A 16116-nucleotide genomic window follows, 5' to 3' on the forward strand; every position below is an offset into this window, starting at 1 on the left:
ATGAGGATACTGATCGCGATTTTATTGTGTACGACATCTGTGCTGGCACAGGACAAAGTACATTATTCCGGTAGTACACTGGTGAATGTTGATTACCACCACGGACAGTTACAACCTGCTACAGGTGTGCACAACATACAGGTGATGCGTGCCAATCGTAGTAATGGTGGCTGGACTTACAACCATGCCCCCATGCTGGCTTACTGGAATAACCAGTTTTACCTGGAATACCTGAGCGATAGTATTGGCGAAAGCGTACCTCCGGGCCGTACGCTCCTAGTGACCTCCAAAGATGGACAGGCCTGGTCGGAACCATTGGTTATATTTCCCCCCTATAAGATCCCGGATGGCACTTCGAAACAAGGCCATCCCGGGGTCGCTCGTAATCTGTATGCAGTCATGCATCAGCGGATGGGCTTCTATATATCAAAGAGCAATCACTTACTGGTATTGGGTTACTATGGCATTTGCCTGGATGCAAAAGATGATCCTAATGATGGCAAAGGAATAGGCAGGGTGGTGAGAGAAATACTGCCTGATGGTAAATATGGACCTATTTATTTCCTTCATTATAACAAGGGCTGGAATAGTGGTAACACGTCTTATCCTGCATACACTACCAGCAAAGACAAGGCATTTATAGCGGCATGCAATGAGCTGATGGCTACGCCACTCATGATGATGCAGTGGAATGAGGAAGCTGATAGAGATGATCCGTTAATCCCCTTACAAAAAAACTATAAAGCATTTTGTTATTACCACCTGCCTAACCATGAAGTGGTGGGATTGTGGAAAAATGCGCTCTCTGCTATTAGTAAAGATGAAGGCAAAACATGGTCTGCAGTGGCCCGTGCACCGGGTTTTGTGAATAGTAATGCGAAGATATGGGGACAAAGTACTGCTGATGGCAGGTATGTGACGGTATACAATCCTTCTGAATACAGATGGCCGCTGGCCGTATCTGTGAGTGATGATGGGCTTGATTATAAAAACTTATTACTGGTAAATGGAGAAGTACCGCCTATGCGCTATGGAGGGAATTATAAATCTTATGGGCCACAGTATGTACGGGGAATACAGGAAGGTAATGGTACGCCTAAGGATGGCAAAGTATGGGTGACTTATAGTATGAACAAGGAGGATATATGGGTGGCGGCTATACCTGTGCCGGTTACAACAGATGCTTCTGATTCCTCGTGGAATACATACAGTCCTTTATGGGCACCGGTGACTATTGATGGGGAACATATCACGCTTTCTGATAAAGATCCTTTTGATTATGCAAAAGCAGAAAAGGTGATCACGCCTGCATCTCAATTGGAGGTTTCTTTTACTGTCACCCCAAAGCAAAACAATTATGGTCAGTTGCAGATTGAGTTAGTAGATAAAAAAGGTACAGGCGGCATTCGCCTCATCTTTGATGCAGATAGCACGTTGAAAGCAAAGTCGGGTGCACGCTATAAAAACTTTCTAAAGTATGCACCTGATTCTGTATATCATATTCGTCTTACTGTCAATACTACCAATCGGTTTTATACCGTGAATGTAAATGGAAAAGATGTATTGACCAGTTTGAGTTTTGCACCGATAGATGCGGTAGCCGGAATCGTATTCCGTACAGGGGAGCCCCGTCATTTCCCGGATGCAGATACTCCTGCTGATGTAGATACAGATCTGCCGGATGGAAACAGTGTAGCATCTAATACTGCAATTTATCATATCCAGTCACTTAAAACGAAAGTATTGTAATGCATGCATTGTTGCTGATATTATTATTCCATCTGCGTTGTGAAACGCTGGAAAATCCTGTTGGGATAGATGTTGCGCAGCCGGGGATGAGCTGGGAGATACAAGGGGAGGAGCATGCGGTAATGCAGACGGCTTACCAGATATTGGTAGCTTCTACACCTGAAAAGTTAGCGAAGAATGAAGGTGATCTATGGAATTCAGGGCGGGTGGTGAGTGATCGATCTATTCAGGTAATTTACAAGGGTAAGCGTTTGCGAAGCCGTCAGGACTGTTATTGGAAAGTGAAAGTCTGGACAAATAAGGGAGAAAGTGAATGGAGTAAGGCGGGCCATTGGAGTATGGGATTGTTGTTGGCAAATGACTGGAAAGGGGAATGGATTGGGGTGGATACTTCTTTTGCTTGGGATAGTGCGCATACACAGTTTTCAAGGCTTTCTGCCCGGTATTACAGAAAGGAGTTTACTAGTCAGCAGCATGTTAGGAAGGCTACCTTATATATTGCTGGTCCCGGTTTGTATGAGGGCTTTATGAATGGTGATCGCATTGGTACGCAGGTATTAGCACAATCGCCGACTGATTATAGAAAGACAGTGCGATATAATACCTATGATGTAACAAGTCTTGTGCATAAAGGTGATAATGCGATTGGTGTAACCCTTGGTAATGGCCGTTATTTCACCATGCGCCAAAACTATAAACCTGCAAAGATTAATACTTTCGGGTATCCCCGCTTATTACTACAATTAGAATTGGAATATGATAATGGCAAAAAGCAAATCATTGCCAGTGATAAAAGCTGGCAGTTAACAGCAGATGGTCCTATCCGTACCAACAATGAATACGACGGAGAAGAATACGATGCAGGAAAGGAAATGCCGGGTTGGAATAAACCCGGGTTCAAAGCCCGGAACTGGCAGGCAGTGGATATCGTACCTGCACCCGGTGGCAAACTCATGGCTCAGCTCAATGAACCACAACGTATTACAGACATCATTAAACCCGTCTCAATAAAGCCCCTGCGCGATAAATGGATCGTAGATATGGGCCAGAACTTTGCAGGTTGGTTACAGATAAAAGTAAAGGGGCTGCGCGGCCAACAGGTGACCATGCGCTTTGCAGAAAGTTTGCAGAAAGATGGAAGTCTGTACGTCGCTAATCTCCGTGATGCAAAGGTTACGGATATCTATACCCTCAAAGGCGTCGGCGTTGAAACATGGCATCCGACCTTTGTATACCATGGCTTTCGCTATGTGGAAATCAGTGGTGTACTACCTGAAGGTATAGAAGGACAGGTGATCAATGATGACCTGACTACCATTGGTACATTTGAAACGTCTGATCCTACCCTCAATCAAATATACCAGAATGCTGTATGGGGAATTCGTTCCAACTACAAAGGTATGCCGGTCGATTGCCCGCAGCGCAATGAAAGGATGCCATGGTTAGGAGACAGGACCACCGGCGCCCTGGGCGAGAGTTTCATCTTTGACAATAGTAAGTTGTATGCGAAATGGCTGGATGATATAGAAGATGCACAAACTGAAGCCGGTGCAATCCCTGACGTAGCACCGGCTTATTGGCGGTATTATTCTGATAATATGACATGGCCGGCTGCTTATATTCTTATTGCTGGTTATCTCTACGACCAGTTTGGTGATGTGGCGCCCATGCGTAAACATTATCCTTCTATGAAACGCTGGCTCACCTACATGCGTGAAAAGTATTTTGTAGATGGCATCATGACGAAGGATAAGTATGGTGACTGGTGTGCGCCTACACCAACCGATGGTAAACTGATCGCTACAGCTATGTATTATCACCTGCTCACGGTCATGAATACCTTTGCAGGTATTTTACACTACCCGGCAGATCAGGCTTTATTTGCACAACAGGCGGCTCAGGTAAAAAAATCATTCAATCGGCAATTTAGAAATGGCAACAATACCAACAATACCCTGACTGCCAATTTGCTCCCGCTATATTTCGATATGGTGCCAGAAAATGAGCGTCAGCAGGTATTTAAAAACATCGTCGATACTATCCATCAGCATGGTGATCACCTCTCCACTGGCGTGATCGGTACCCAATTCCTGATGCGCGCGCTCACAGAAAACGGACGTCCTGATCTGGCTTATCTGATTGCTGCTGATAGGGACTATCCCGGCTGGGGATACATGATTAATCAGGGCGCCACTACCATATGGGAATTATGGAATGGGGATAAAGCTGCTCCAAACATGAACTCCCAGAACCATATTATGCTGTTAGGAGATTTAATTGTTTGGTTCTATCAAAGCCTTGCTGGTATAAAAGGTGAAAACGGGTTCAAACACATAATAATGAATCCGCAACCTGTGCCCGGTTTGGAAGAGGTAAATGCCAGTTACCAATCAATGCATGGTCTCATCCGTTCACATTGGGAAAAAACTACTGAAGCTTTTGACTGGGAATTCACCATCCCTTCGAATACCACTGCTACGATCTATTTGCCTGCCAATGAACAGGTGCAAATAAATGGTTTAGGCAATGATGCAAAATTCATCAAAGCAGAAAATGACCGCCTCGTGTATGAAATCGGATCTGGTGATTACACTATCCATGTATCCCAACCTGATCGCTGGAAGAGAGGCATCGTCATTGATGAAGACATTTTCACCACTGCACCATTCCCTGAATCACACGCAGCTACTATTGCTGAAACCAGCAAAGGCCTTGTCGCTGCATGGTTTGGTGGTACCAAAGAACGAAACCCGGATGTCGGCATCTGGGTAAGCCGTCAGGTTGCCGGTAAATGGACGGCCCCTGTAGAGGTAGCGAATGGTATACAAAACGATACATTGCGCTATGCCTGCTGGAATCCTGTATTATTCCAGATGCCGGGAGGAGATCTATTGTTGTTTTACAAAGTGGGGCCTAATGTAGGAGGGTGGAAAGGATACATGAAAACCTCTAAAGATGGTGGTATTAGTTGGTCTGCTGCCAGACAATTACCTGGTGGTTTCTTAGGCCCTGTAAAGAATAAACCCGTCTTATTGCCGGATGGAAAACTCCTTTGCCCCAGTAGTACAGAAGGTCATGGATGGGACATTCACTTTGAAGTGACGGCCGATACAGGTAAAACCTGGACGATGATAGGGCCTTTGAAAAAAGACAGTACCATCAATGCTATTCAGCCCGGTATTCTGCAGTATGGCAATGGCAAAATGCAGATCCTTTGCCGCAACAAAGGAGGTAATATCGTGCAATCATGGTCATTGGATAGTGGCAAAACATGGTCGCCGCTTTCGTTGAATACCTTGCCCAATAATAACTCAGGCACAGATGTCGTCTCATTGCAGGACGGTCGTCAGCTGATAGTGTATAACCATGTCAGTACACCAAAAGGTGCTGGCAAAGGAAAGCGTACACCACTGAATGTGTCTTTGAGTGAGGATGGTATTCACTGGTCTGCAGCCTTAGTGCTGGAAGATTCACCGGTGAGCCAGTACTCTTATCCCGCAGTTATCCAATCATCAGACGGATATATTCACATTGTATACACATGGCGCCGGCAAAGGATCAGGTATGTGAAGATTGATCCCCGGCAACTGGCACTCACACCCATAAATAGCGACATATGGAAAACAGCAGACGCAGGTTTATAGCGCAATCGGCATTACTGGTAGCAGGCGTTTTTATTCCACGTTCACTCGCAGCAAGAATCCTGGCACCCCATTCATTGCCTGCTGGAGATTTAATGCCTCGTTCGCTCGCGGGCGAAGACTTAATTTCACCTTCACTCATAGCAAAAGACTTAAGGTCTCCTTCACCCGCAGGCATGTGGAAAGAGCCACGTTATCGTATCTCTGTATGTGACTGGATGATCCTGAAACGCCAGAAACTGGGTGCCTTTCAGTTGACCAAAGAGATTGGTGCTGACGGGTTGGAGCTCGACATGGGAGGATTGGGCGACCGTCCTGCATTCGACAATAAACTCAGGGATGCGGCTACCCGTCAGCAGTTCCTGGACAAAGCAAAAGAACTGAACATTGCCATCAGCTCTATTGCTATGTCAGGTTTTTATGCACAGTCTTTTGCAGAAAGACCAGAAACACCTGACCTGGTGCAGGATTGTATTGATACCATGGTGGCGATGAAAGTAAAGATCGCCTTTCTGCCACTTGGTGTAAAAGGTGACCTGGTACAACATCCTGCATTACGCCCACAAATAATACAGCGACTCAAAGAAACGGGTGCAAAAGCAAAAAAGGCGGGTGTGATTATCGGTATAGAAACAGCATTGTCAGCTACTGAAGAGGTGAAGTTATTAGACGAGATCAATTCAAAGCATATTCAGAGTTATTTCAACTTCTCTAATGCGATAAAGGAGGGGCGTGATTTACAGCAGGAACTAATTACGCTGGGCCGGCATCGTATCTGCCAGATCCATTGTACCAATACAGATGGGGTATGGCTGGAAAATGATCCAAAGATCAATATGCCGGCAGTGAAGAAAACGCTGGACGATATGGGCTGGAGTGGATGGTTAGTAATAGAACGCTCCCGTGATGCAAACGACCCGAAGAATGTAAAAAAGAACTTTAGCGCAAATGCGGCTTATCTGAAATCAATATTCCATGCGTAGGATATTTATTTGTTGCCTTTTATTATTGAGCATATCTGTGCATGCACAGGAAAATGCTAAACCATGGGTATTTTGGTACTGGATGTATGCAGCGGTATCTCAACCCGGTATTCATGCGGATCTGGTAGCTATGAAAGAAGCGGGTTTAGGTGGGGCTTATCTTATGCCCATCAATGGCAAAAGTACTTATACACCTGTAGCAGAGCAATTGTCACCAGCATGGTGGGATCTGGTGCATTATGCTTCACAGCAGGCGGATAGTCTCGGTTTGCAATTAGGTATGCACTTCTGTGATGGATTTGCAGTAGGAGGGGGACCCTGGATTACACCGGCGCTCAGTATGCAAAAAGTAGTGTGGACAACTACTGAGGTAAATGGGGATTTCAATGGCATCTTGCCGCAACCTGCTACGAATGAGGGGTATTATGAAGATATTGCCGTACTGGCTTTTCCTTTTATCAAAGAAGATAAATCGACTCCGGTAGTTACTACAAGTCTTCCCAATGTAAATGCGCAGATCCTTTCCAGTAAAGAGAATAAAGAGAATGTGAAAAGTACTGATCCCTGTTGGATTCAATATACTTATGCAGCGCCATTTACCTGCCGCTCTATTACTATTCGTGGCAATAACTATCAGGCACAGCGCCTGAAACTTTCTGTAAGTGAAGATGGTACACAATTCCATGAAGTATTGCAAATGACAGCGCCGCGCCATGGCTGGCTGGACTCAGATGCAGATCATACTTATTCTATTCCGGTGACTACCAGTCGTTATTTCCGTTTTGATTATAACAAAGCAGGTTCAGAACCCGGTGCGGAAGATCTGGATAATGCGAAGTGGAAGCAAAGTCTGAAGATTACAGGGATTCATTTATCTAATCAACCACGCATTGATCAGTATGAAGGAAAAAGTGGGGCTGTTTGGCGCATTACCAACACAGTTGCCAGTGCAGTTCCTGCTAATACCAATACAGGCAATTCTCATACCAATACAAGCAATTCTATTACCAGTAAAATTCCTGCTAATATCAGTACAGGCAATTCTATTACCAATACAAGCAATTCTATTACCAGTACTGTTCCTGCTCATACCAATACAAGCAATTCAATTACTAATACAGTTCCTGCTAATATCAATACAGACCATGCTATAACCAATTCCGATCTGGCTATTGCTCAGGATCAGATCATTGACCTGACAACCAGAATTGATACCCATGGCCACCTTAAATGGAAAGCTCCCAAAGGTGACTGGACCATTCTACGCATAGGCCACACTTCCACCGGACATAAAAACGTAACCGGTGGAGCTGGTGCTGGATTGGAATGTGATAAGTTCAACCCCGCTGCTGTGCGTTTCCAATTCGATCATTGGTATGGCGAAGCCCTCAAGCGGGCCAAATTGAGTGTATTACATGTAGATAGTTGGGAATGTGGAAGTCAAAACTGGTCGCCTGTATTCAGCGCCGCCTTCAAAAAGCAACATGGATATGACCTGCTTAAATGGCTCCCTGCAATGGCAGGTATACCTGTGGATAACGCTGCTGCCTCTGAGCAATTCTTATTAGATATTCGTCGTACAATCAATAATTTAATTCAAGTTAACTTCTACGATACTTTAAGTGCATTGGCACATACAAATGGTGTTGCTTTCAGTGCTGAAAGTACAGCGCCTATGATCACCGGGGATGGCATGGAGCATTACCATGCTGTTGATTATCCAATGGGTGAATTTTGGTTGAGAAGTCCCACCCACGATAAGCCCAATGACATGCTCGATGCCATTTCCGGTGCGCATGTCTATGATAAACAAATTATTCAGGCAGAAGCATTTACAGAGTTGCGTAATAACTGGGACGAATATCCAGGCATGTTGAAAACAGGCATTGATCGCAACTTTGCATTAGGAATCAATAAATTAGTTTTCCATGTGTTTGCACATAATCCATGGATGGACAAAAAGCCGGGCATGACCCTGAATGGGATCGGGCTTTATTTTCAGAGAGATCAGACATGGTGGCCTTATGTATCAGCGATGGTGAATTATGTGACCCGGTGCCAGCACTTATTACAACAGGGGAAACCCGTTGTGGATATTGGTGTGTATACAGGGGATAACCTACCTAGAAGAGCTGTTTTGCCAGAGCGCCTGGTACCATTATTACCCACGCTATTTGGAGACAGCACTGTACAAAGAGAAAAGAGAAGATTGGCGAATGTAGGTGAGCCAACCAGAGAGATGCCTGCGGGTGTGACTGCAAGTGCAAATATCTCAAAGGCGGAAGATTGGATAGATCCTTTGCATGGATATGCTTATGACTCTTACAATAAGTTGAGCGATAGTGCGAGATACCGTATATCGCTCAAACTCACGGATACTTTAAAGCATATTGATATTCCTCCTGATTTCATTTCAGGAGAACAGGGTATTGCATGGACACATCGTTCTGCTCCTGATAAAGAGATCTATTTTGTTTCTAATCAACAGGAAAAGGAGCGTCACTTGCAATTGTCTTTCCGGATAAAAGGCAAAACTCCTGTATTGTATGATGCTGTTAATGATGCTTATTTGCAACCGGGGGCTTTTAAAACAAATGCAGATAGAACATCGCTGACATTGTCTCTTCCTCCAAACGGCGCTATGTTTGTTTTATTCACAGACAAACCAATGGATAATGTGCATAAACAAACCAATTATGCACCCTTTCAGACACTAGATAATCCATGGAAGGTAAGCTTTGCACCCAACGATACTGTGTTATTTGAAAAGCTCACGGATTGGAGCCAGCATGCATCAGAGAAGATCAAATACTTTTCTGGTACCGCTCATTATATTCAGAATGTGCATTTGTCAAATCCCCCGTCTACAATTTTGTTAGATGCTGGTAATATTGCCAATATCGCTGCTGTAAAGGTGAATGATATTGACTGTGGCATCATCTGGACGCCACCTTATAGAGTGGATATTTCTAAAGCCGTGCATTCAGGTCTGAATAAAATAGACATAGCTGTTACAAACACATGGGCCAATCGTATAATTGGAGACAGAATTCAAACTGCTGCCAGCAACCGATCCGGAGATAGCATTCAACTCAAAGAAACCTACACTGTTTTTTCAGACAAGCAGGCTGGTGATCATTTACTCCCCGCAGGTTTATTGGGGCCTGTAAGACTCCTCACCGATTATCAGGTAGCAGACACTGTGATGGAACGCGTCTACAACGAAGTCAAAACTCCTTACAAATATGGTCTTGTGATGGTCCCTGCGAATGATACCCTCAAAATGGACTGCCCGACTATCTTTAGGAAAAACAACCAGTGGTACATGGTCTATATTGTGTTTGACGGTCGGGGTTACGAAACCTGGCTCGCCAAAAGTAAAGACCTTCTTAACTGGCAAACCCTTGGCAAAATGATGTCTTTCTCTGACAGTACAAACTGGGATGCGAATCAGAAAGCGGGTTACACGGCCTTACAGGATTACAAATGGGGTGGTAATTACGAGTGGACTCCCTACAAAGGGAAATATTGGTTATCTTACTTTGGAGGTGCAAGTACAGGTTATGAAGCAGGTTTGTTATCCATTGGTATTGCTTACACAAATAAAGATATTACCAGACCACATGAATGGCAGCGAATGCCACATCCCGTGTTGAAAGCTACTGATACAGATGCTGGCTGGTGGGAAAACAATACTATTTACAAAAGCTCCGTCATCCGGGATGATAAAAAACTAACGGGTCATTCTTTTGTGATGTATTACAATGCAAAAGGGGATAGCCTGAAACCTAAGCGAGGTAAGGAACGCATCGGCATGGCGGTATCTGATGATATGGAAAATTGGGTAAGGTGGGGAAAGGATCCTTTGCTGGATCATTATACAGGTATTACAGGGGATGCGGTGATTCAGCAAATGGATAGTCTCTATGTCATGTTCTACTATGGTGCATTCTGGAAAGATAAGCCAAAAGAAGCCTTTAACCGTTTTGCCTGTTCTTATGATCTCGTGCATTGGACAGATTGGAAAGGGGCGGATCTTATTAATTCTTCTGAAGCTTATGATAATCTATTTGCGCACAAATCTTTTGTTGTAAAGTGGAAGGGAGTTGTGTATCATTATTATTGTGCGGTAGATAAGGCGGGTCATAGGGGGATAGCGGTGGCGACTTCAGTGGATAAAGGGAAAAGTAAATTGAATTATTAAGTAGAGTCTTACTCAATTGCTGACAGAAATCGTGGCTGAGTTACTAGAACTCATTTCATAAATGGGTATTTGTAATTGATAGTCAATGCTTGAAGGGTAATTATGAAATGAGTTCTGATTAAAGTTATGCTCAATTGCTGACAGAAATCGTGGTTGAGTTACTAAATAAAGTCATGCTCAATTGCTAACAGAAATCGTGACTGAGTTACTAAATGAGGTCATGCTCAATTGCTAACTGGCATAGTGACTGAGTTACTAATTGAGGTTATGCTCAATTGCTAACAGAAATCGTGACTGGGTTACTAAATGAGGTCATGCTCAATTGCTAACTGAAATGTTAAAATAGATTCTTAACTGAATTGTAAATTATGATCCGGATTATACTCATCAGCATCTGTTTAGGTTTCCTGTTTCCAGCCAGTGCGCAGCAGCTATTTGATGACGATTGGTTATTCTATAGAGGCAATGCACAAGGCGCTGAAAATCCTTCATTCAATGATCAGGAATGGAGAAAAATCGACCTGCCACATGATTGGAGTATAGAAGACCTGCCCGGTACCAACTCTCCTTTTAGTCAGGGGGCAATCAGTCAGGTAAGCGGAGGGTTTACAACAGGTGGTACTGGTTGGTATCGTAAGCATTTTACGCTGCAGGCGGATAAAAAGCCCGTCATCCTGCAATTTGATGGGGTTTACATGAATGCAACTGTATGGCTCAATGGGAAGAAACTTGGCAAACATCCATATGGTTATACCACCTTTAGTTTTGATATCACTGATAAGATCATTCCCGGAAAAGAGAATGTACTGGCTGTACTTGTTCGGAATGAAGGAGAGAATAGCCGATGGTATGCTGGTTCCGGAATTTACAGGCATGTATGGTTAAAAAGCAATCAATACAAGATTGCTATTACTACACCAGTTGTAAATAGAAGTTTAGCTACTGTTGCTATTCATACGGAAAAGCCGGGTACTACCCGTATTTACAATCAAAAGGGAATATTGATTACAACAACTTCACCATCCATACTGTCCAGCTCATCCAACCCATCTAGCTCATCTAACCCATCTAAGTCATCTAACGCATCCAACCCATCCAACCCATCCAGTTCATCCAACTCATCGAGCTCATTTAACTCATCTAACTCATCTTCCCTGTCTACCGATCAGCAATTCCAGATCTCCAAACCATCCCTCTGGTCAGTAGACACTCCCAACTTATACACCGCCATCACAATTATTGACGGCGATACCATTCGCACTACTTTCGGTATCCGCACCTTCACCGCTGATGCCGTAAACGGTGCCCGGCTGAACGGTCTCCCCATCAAACTAAAAGGCGGCTGCGTTCACCACGACAATGGCCCTCTCGGTGCCAAAGCATACGATCGGGCAGAAGAGAGAAAAGTCGCTCTGCTAAAAGCAAGTGGATACAACGCCATCCGTTGTGCCCATAATCCCCCTTCTCCTGCCTTTTTAGACGCTTGCGACCGTTTTGGCATGTTGGTGATCGACGAAGCATTTGACACCTGGAAAGACCCTAAAAACCCCGAAGACTACCATGTATACTTCAACGACTGGTGGCAGCGGGACATTGAAAGCATGGTAAACAGGGATAGAAATCACCCTTCTGTCATCATGTGGAGCATAGGCAATGAAATCCCTCACAGGGAAAAACCGGCAGTTGCCGCCGTCGCTCACACCCTGCGTCAATACCTTTTACAGTTGGATAGCACCCGCCTTATTACCTGTGGCGTCAATGGCATTGCTCCTGATAAAGACACTTTCCTCTCTGCCCTCGATGTGGCAGGGTATAATTATGCTTTGGATAAATACGAACCTGATCATGCCCGGGTCCCCAACCGTGTCATCATGGCTACAGAATCTTTCCCGCTGGATGCAGGTGCTTACTGGGAAGGTGTGATTAAACACCCCTGGGTAATTGGTGATTTCGTCTGGACGGCTTTCGACTATATTGGAGAAGCCAGCATCGGTTGGCTTGGTTACATGCAGCATCAGGGTTTTTACCCATGGAACCTTGCTTATTGTGGGGATATTGATATCTGTGGCTGGAAACGTCCGCAATCTTATTATCGCGATGCTCTCTGGATGCCGGATCAGTTATCCCTTTTTGTGCACCCACCACAACCTACTTATCCAACCAACCCAGACAAAGTAGACTGGAGCCGCTGGGAATGGCAGGATGTGACCGATAGCTGGAACTGGCCGGGTAATGAAGGGAAACCATTCGAAGTAGTAGCCTATAGCTCTTATGATCAGGTAGAATTATTCCTCAATGGTAAATCACTGGGTAAAAAAGCAGTAAAAGATCATACTGCCAGCTGGCAGGTACCCTATACAGCAGGTATTCTTACCGCTACTGCCGGGAAAAAGAAAGTATCTCTTTCTACAACCGGGAAAAGTGTTCGCCTGCAATTACAAGCGGATACATTACAACTTGCACCTAATAATCAGGATCTTGCTTATATCACTGTCAATTTACTGGATAGTGCAGGTCATCGTAATCCAGATGATACAACATTAATCAATTTCAAATTAGAAGGCCCTGCCACTATCGTAGGTGTAGGCAATGCAGATCCACGTAGTCTGGAAAGTAATCAGGCATTACAAAACAATCAGATAGCACAAAGTAATCAGTCCTTACAAAGCAATCCGTCCTTACAAAGTAATCAGACACTACAAAACAACCAGAAATCACAAAGCAATCCGTCCTTACAAAGTAGTCAGACACTACAAAACAACCAGAAATCACAAAGTAATCAGTCTTTACAAAGCAGTCAGACACTACAAAACAATCAGATCGCACAAAGAAAAGCCTTCCATGGCCGTGCGCTTGTCATCATCAAAGCAGGCAAAACACCCGGAGCTATCCGCCTCATTGCCAGCACTCCAAATCTGCAACCTGCTGAGATTACCTTCAATAATCAGGAAAATCCTCTGGTCACCAGTCCAATCTCACAACCAGCCAATACCACTGTTAAAAATAAACAATCTTCCCCCCAATGGATCGGCTATGAAGAAATGCCCGACAGCCTCAGGCTCGTTCCAGGTCTCCCCAATGACAAAACCAAAGCGCAACAGCGGGCCATTACTCCCTTATTCCGTAAATCCTTCACCACCAACAAACCAATAGCAACCGCCAAACTCACCATCACCGGCCTCGGTCATTACGAGTTTACCATCAATGGCAGGAAACCCGTTAATTCCTTCCTCGCCCCCGGCTGGACAAACTACGACAAACGTGTTTTTTACAACACCTACGACATTGCCAATTACCTTCAAAAAGGTGAAAACGTACTCGGCGTCATCGTCGGTAATGGCTTCTACTACATCAACAAAGAAAGATATTATAAACTCCTCACTGCCTTCGGCTATCCAAAAATGTACTGCCAGTTACACATCACCTACACCGATGGTACCACTACTACTATTGTATCTGATCAAAGCTGGAAAACATCACCCTCACCCATCACTTTCACCAGTATTTACGGTGGTGAAGACTACGATGCCAGACTGGAACAGGATGGCTGGGACCGTCCCGGCTTTGATGACAGCAACTGGAAAAACGTTTTATTGGTGAAGGCCCCCACTGGCAAACTGCAAGAAGAAAAAGACTACCCGGTCACCCTCGCCGATACTATATCCGTTAAATCAATCAACAGTATCCCTAATTTAAGCCAGAACCCCTCCAATATTTCCGTAAAATCAATCAACAACAGCCAGAACCCCTCCAATCCCTCCCTCCAATCCCCCACCATCTACGATTTCGGCCAAAACGCCTCCGGCATCATCGCCCTAAAAATAAAAGGCCACAAAGGCCAAACCATCAAACTCACCCCTTCCGAATTACTCACCCCCACCGGCCTCGCCAACCAGCGCGCCACCGGCAAACCTTATTACTACTCCTATACCCTAAAAAGTGATGAAGTAGAAGAATGGCAACCCCGGTTCACCTACTACGGCTTTCGTTATGTACAAATAGAAGGCGCTACCCCCAATCAGATCCTCGACCTGAAACTATTACACAACCGTAACTCCTCTCCTGAAAACGGTACCTTCGAATGCTCCAACCCCTTGTTCAATCAAATCTACACCCTGATCAAATGGGCTATCAAAAGCAACCTCCAAAGCGTAGTCACCGACTGCCCACATCGCGAAAAACTCGGCTGGCTGGAACAGGATTACCTCATGGGCAATTCTATTCAATATAATTACGACATCCGCCTGCTCTATCAAAAGTTAGTTAACGACATGATCGATGCACAAACACCTGAAGGCCTCGTTCCCGACATCGCTCCCGAATATGTCTTCTTCGATGACAAAGGCTTCGGCTTCCGCGACTCTCCTGAATGGGGCAGTGCCTGCGTGATCCTGCCATGGCTCCTCTACAAATGGTATGGTGATAGCACAACCATGCAAAACGCCTACCCTATGATGCAACGTTACATTGCTTACTTAGAAAGTAAGGCAAACAATCACATCTTATCCTACGGTCTTGGCGACTGGTTTGACTATGGTCCTGCCCGTCCCGGCGTAGCACAATTAACCCCCAAAGAACTGACAGCCACTGCTATCTATTACTACGATTGCAAGCTACTCGCCGACATAGCCACCATCTTAAAAAAGAAAGAAGCCAAAACTTATCAAAAACAAGCCATAAACATCAAACAAAGTTTTAACAACACCTTTTTCAACAAACAAACCAACATGTACGCCACCGGCAGTCAAACTGCCATGGCCATGCCCCTGTGCGTAGGTCTCGTAGATGAAGTAAACAAGACCAAAGTTTTCAAAAACCTCATAGACAGCATCACAACCAACAATAATAAACTCACCGCCGGCGATATCGGGTTTCATTTCCTGATACAAGCTCTCCACCAGGGAAACGCTTCCCGGATCATCTACGACATGAACTGTCGTAACGACGTGCCCGGCTACGGCTACCAGATCGCCAAAGGCGCCACCGCCCTCACCGAATCATGGCCCGCCCTCGCTGAAGTCTCCAACAACCACCTCATGCTCGGCCACATCATGGAATGGTTCTTCAGTGGCCTCGCCGGTATCCAGCAATCAGAAAACTCCATCGCCTACCGCGATATTATCATCTGTCCCGAAATAGTAGGGGATGTCACCTACGCGAAAGGTACTTACAACACACCCAACGGTACAATCGTCAGCCAATGGGAAAAAGGTCAACTTTTTAAGTTATATGTAAACATTCCTCCAAACACAAATGCAACTATAAAGATCCCTGCCACCCCCACCCAGCACATTACCCAAATGAGTGAGCCTGTCAAGCCCACACACTACGAAAACGGCAGAGCTATTATCAGGATAACCTCAGGTCAATACTTATTTACAGTGATTTAATACCGCACTGTTAAAAAAAATATAAAAAGTTGGCGCACGTTTATAAAATTTTTTTAGATTTGTTACTCAACCTTGTGTAATTACAAGATCACGTTATGGCATTTATTGATTAATCCAGTGTGTTAGTTATTTGATTAATCCATTTGTTA

5 protein-coding genes are annotated in these 16116 nt (G+C 44.7%); all 5 read left to right on the forward strand.

Features of this window, described 5'->3' with window-relative positions; translation table 11 throughout:
• Positions 1-1749 (forward strand): exo-alpha-sialidase, encoded by a 1749-nt coding sequence (locus QQL36_RS13625; RefSeq protein WP_321570013.1) that lies wholly within the window; start codon positions 1-3, stop codon positions 1747-1749.
• Positions 1749-5393 carry a family 78 glycoside hydrolase catalytic domain gene (locus tag QQL36_RS13630; protein ID WP_321570014.1) on the forward strand — a complete coding sequence of 1215 codons (3645 nt, stop codon included), beginning with the start codon at positions 1749-1751 and terminating at the stop codon, positions 5391-5393. The genes QQL36_RS13625 and QQL36_RS13630 overlap by 1 nt, the downstream gene beginning before the upstream one ends.
• Entirely contained in the window at positions 5366-6373 is a 1008-nt protein-coding gene (locus QQL36_RS13635; protein ID WP_321570015.1) for a sugar phosphate isomerase/epimerase family protein, read from the forward strand. The genes QQL36_RS13630 and QQL36_RS13635 overlap by 28 nt, the downstream gene beginning before the upstream one ends.
• Positions 6366-10577, forward strand: a complete 4212-nt coding sequence (locus tag QQL36_RS13640) for a glycosyl hydrolase (protein ID WP_321570016.1) — start codon at positions 6366-6368, stop codon at positions 10575-10577. Before QQL36_RS13635 ends, QQL36_RS13640 begins: the two co-directional genes overlap by 8 nt.
• A 368-nt stretch (positions 10578-10945) precedes the next feature.
• Positions 10946-15967 carry a family 78 glycoside hydrolase catalytic domain gene (locus QQL36_RS13645; protein ID WP_321570017.1) on the forward strand — a complete coding sequence of 1674 codons (5022 nt, stop codon included), beginning with the start codon at positions 10946-10948 and terminating at the stop codon, positions 15965-15967.
• Positions 15968-16116: the final 149 nt, after the last annotated feature.

Origin of the sequence: Chitinophaga sp. LS1, from assembly GCF_034274695.1 — a bacterium.
Classification (GTDB): Bacteria; Bacteroidota; Bacteroidia; order Chitinophagales; family Chitinophagaceae; genus Chitinophaga.

Bases quoted from the DNA above. Each gene is read 5' to 3' on its own strand.
- QQL36_RS13625 (WP_321570013.1), top strand. From the start codon at position 1: ATGAGGATACTGATCGCGATTTTATTGTGTACGACATCTGTGCTGGCA.
- QQL36_RS13630 (WP_321570014.1), top strand. From the start codon at position 1,749: ATGCATGCATTGTTGCTGATATTATTATTCCATCTGCGTTGTGAAACG.
- QQL36_RS13635 (WP_321570015.1), top strand. From the start codon at position 5,366: ATGGAAAACAGCAGACGCAGGTTTATAGCGCAATCGGCATTACTGGTA.
- QQL36_RS13640 (WP_321570016.1), top strand. From the start codon at position 6,366: ATGCGTAGGATATTTATTTGTTGCCTTTTATTATTGAGCATATCTGTG.
- QQL36_RS13645 (WP_321570017.1), top strand. From the start codon at position 10,946: ATGATCCGGATTATACTCATCAGCATCTGTTTAGGTTTCCTGTTTCCA.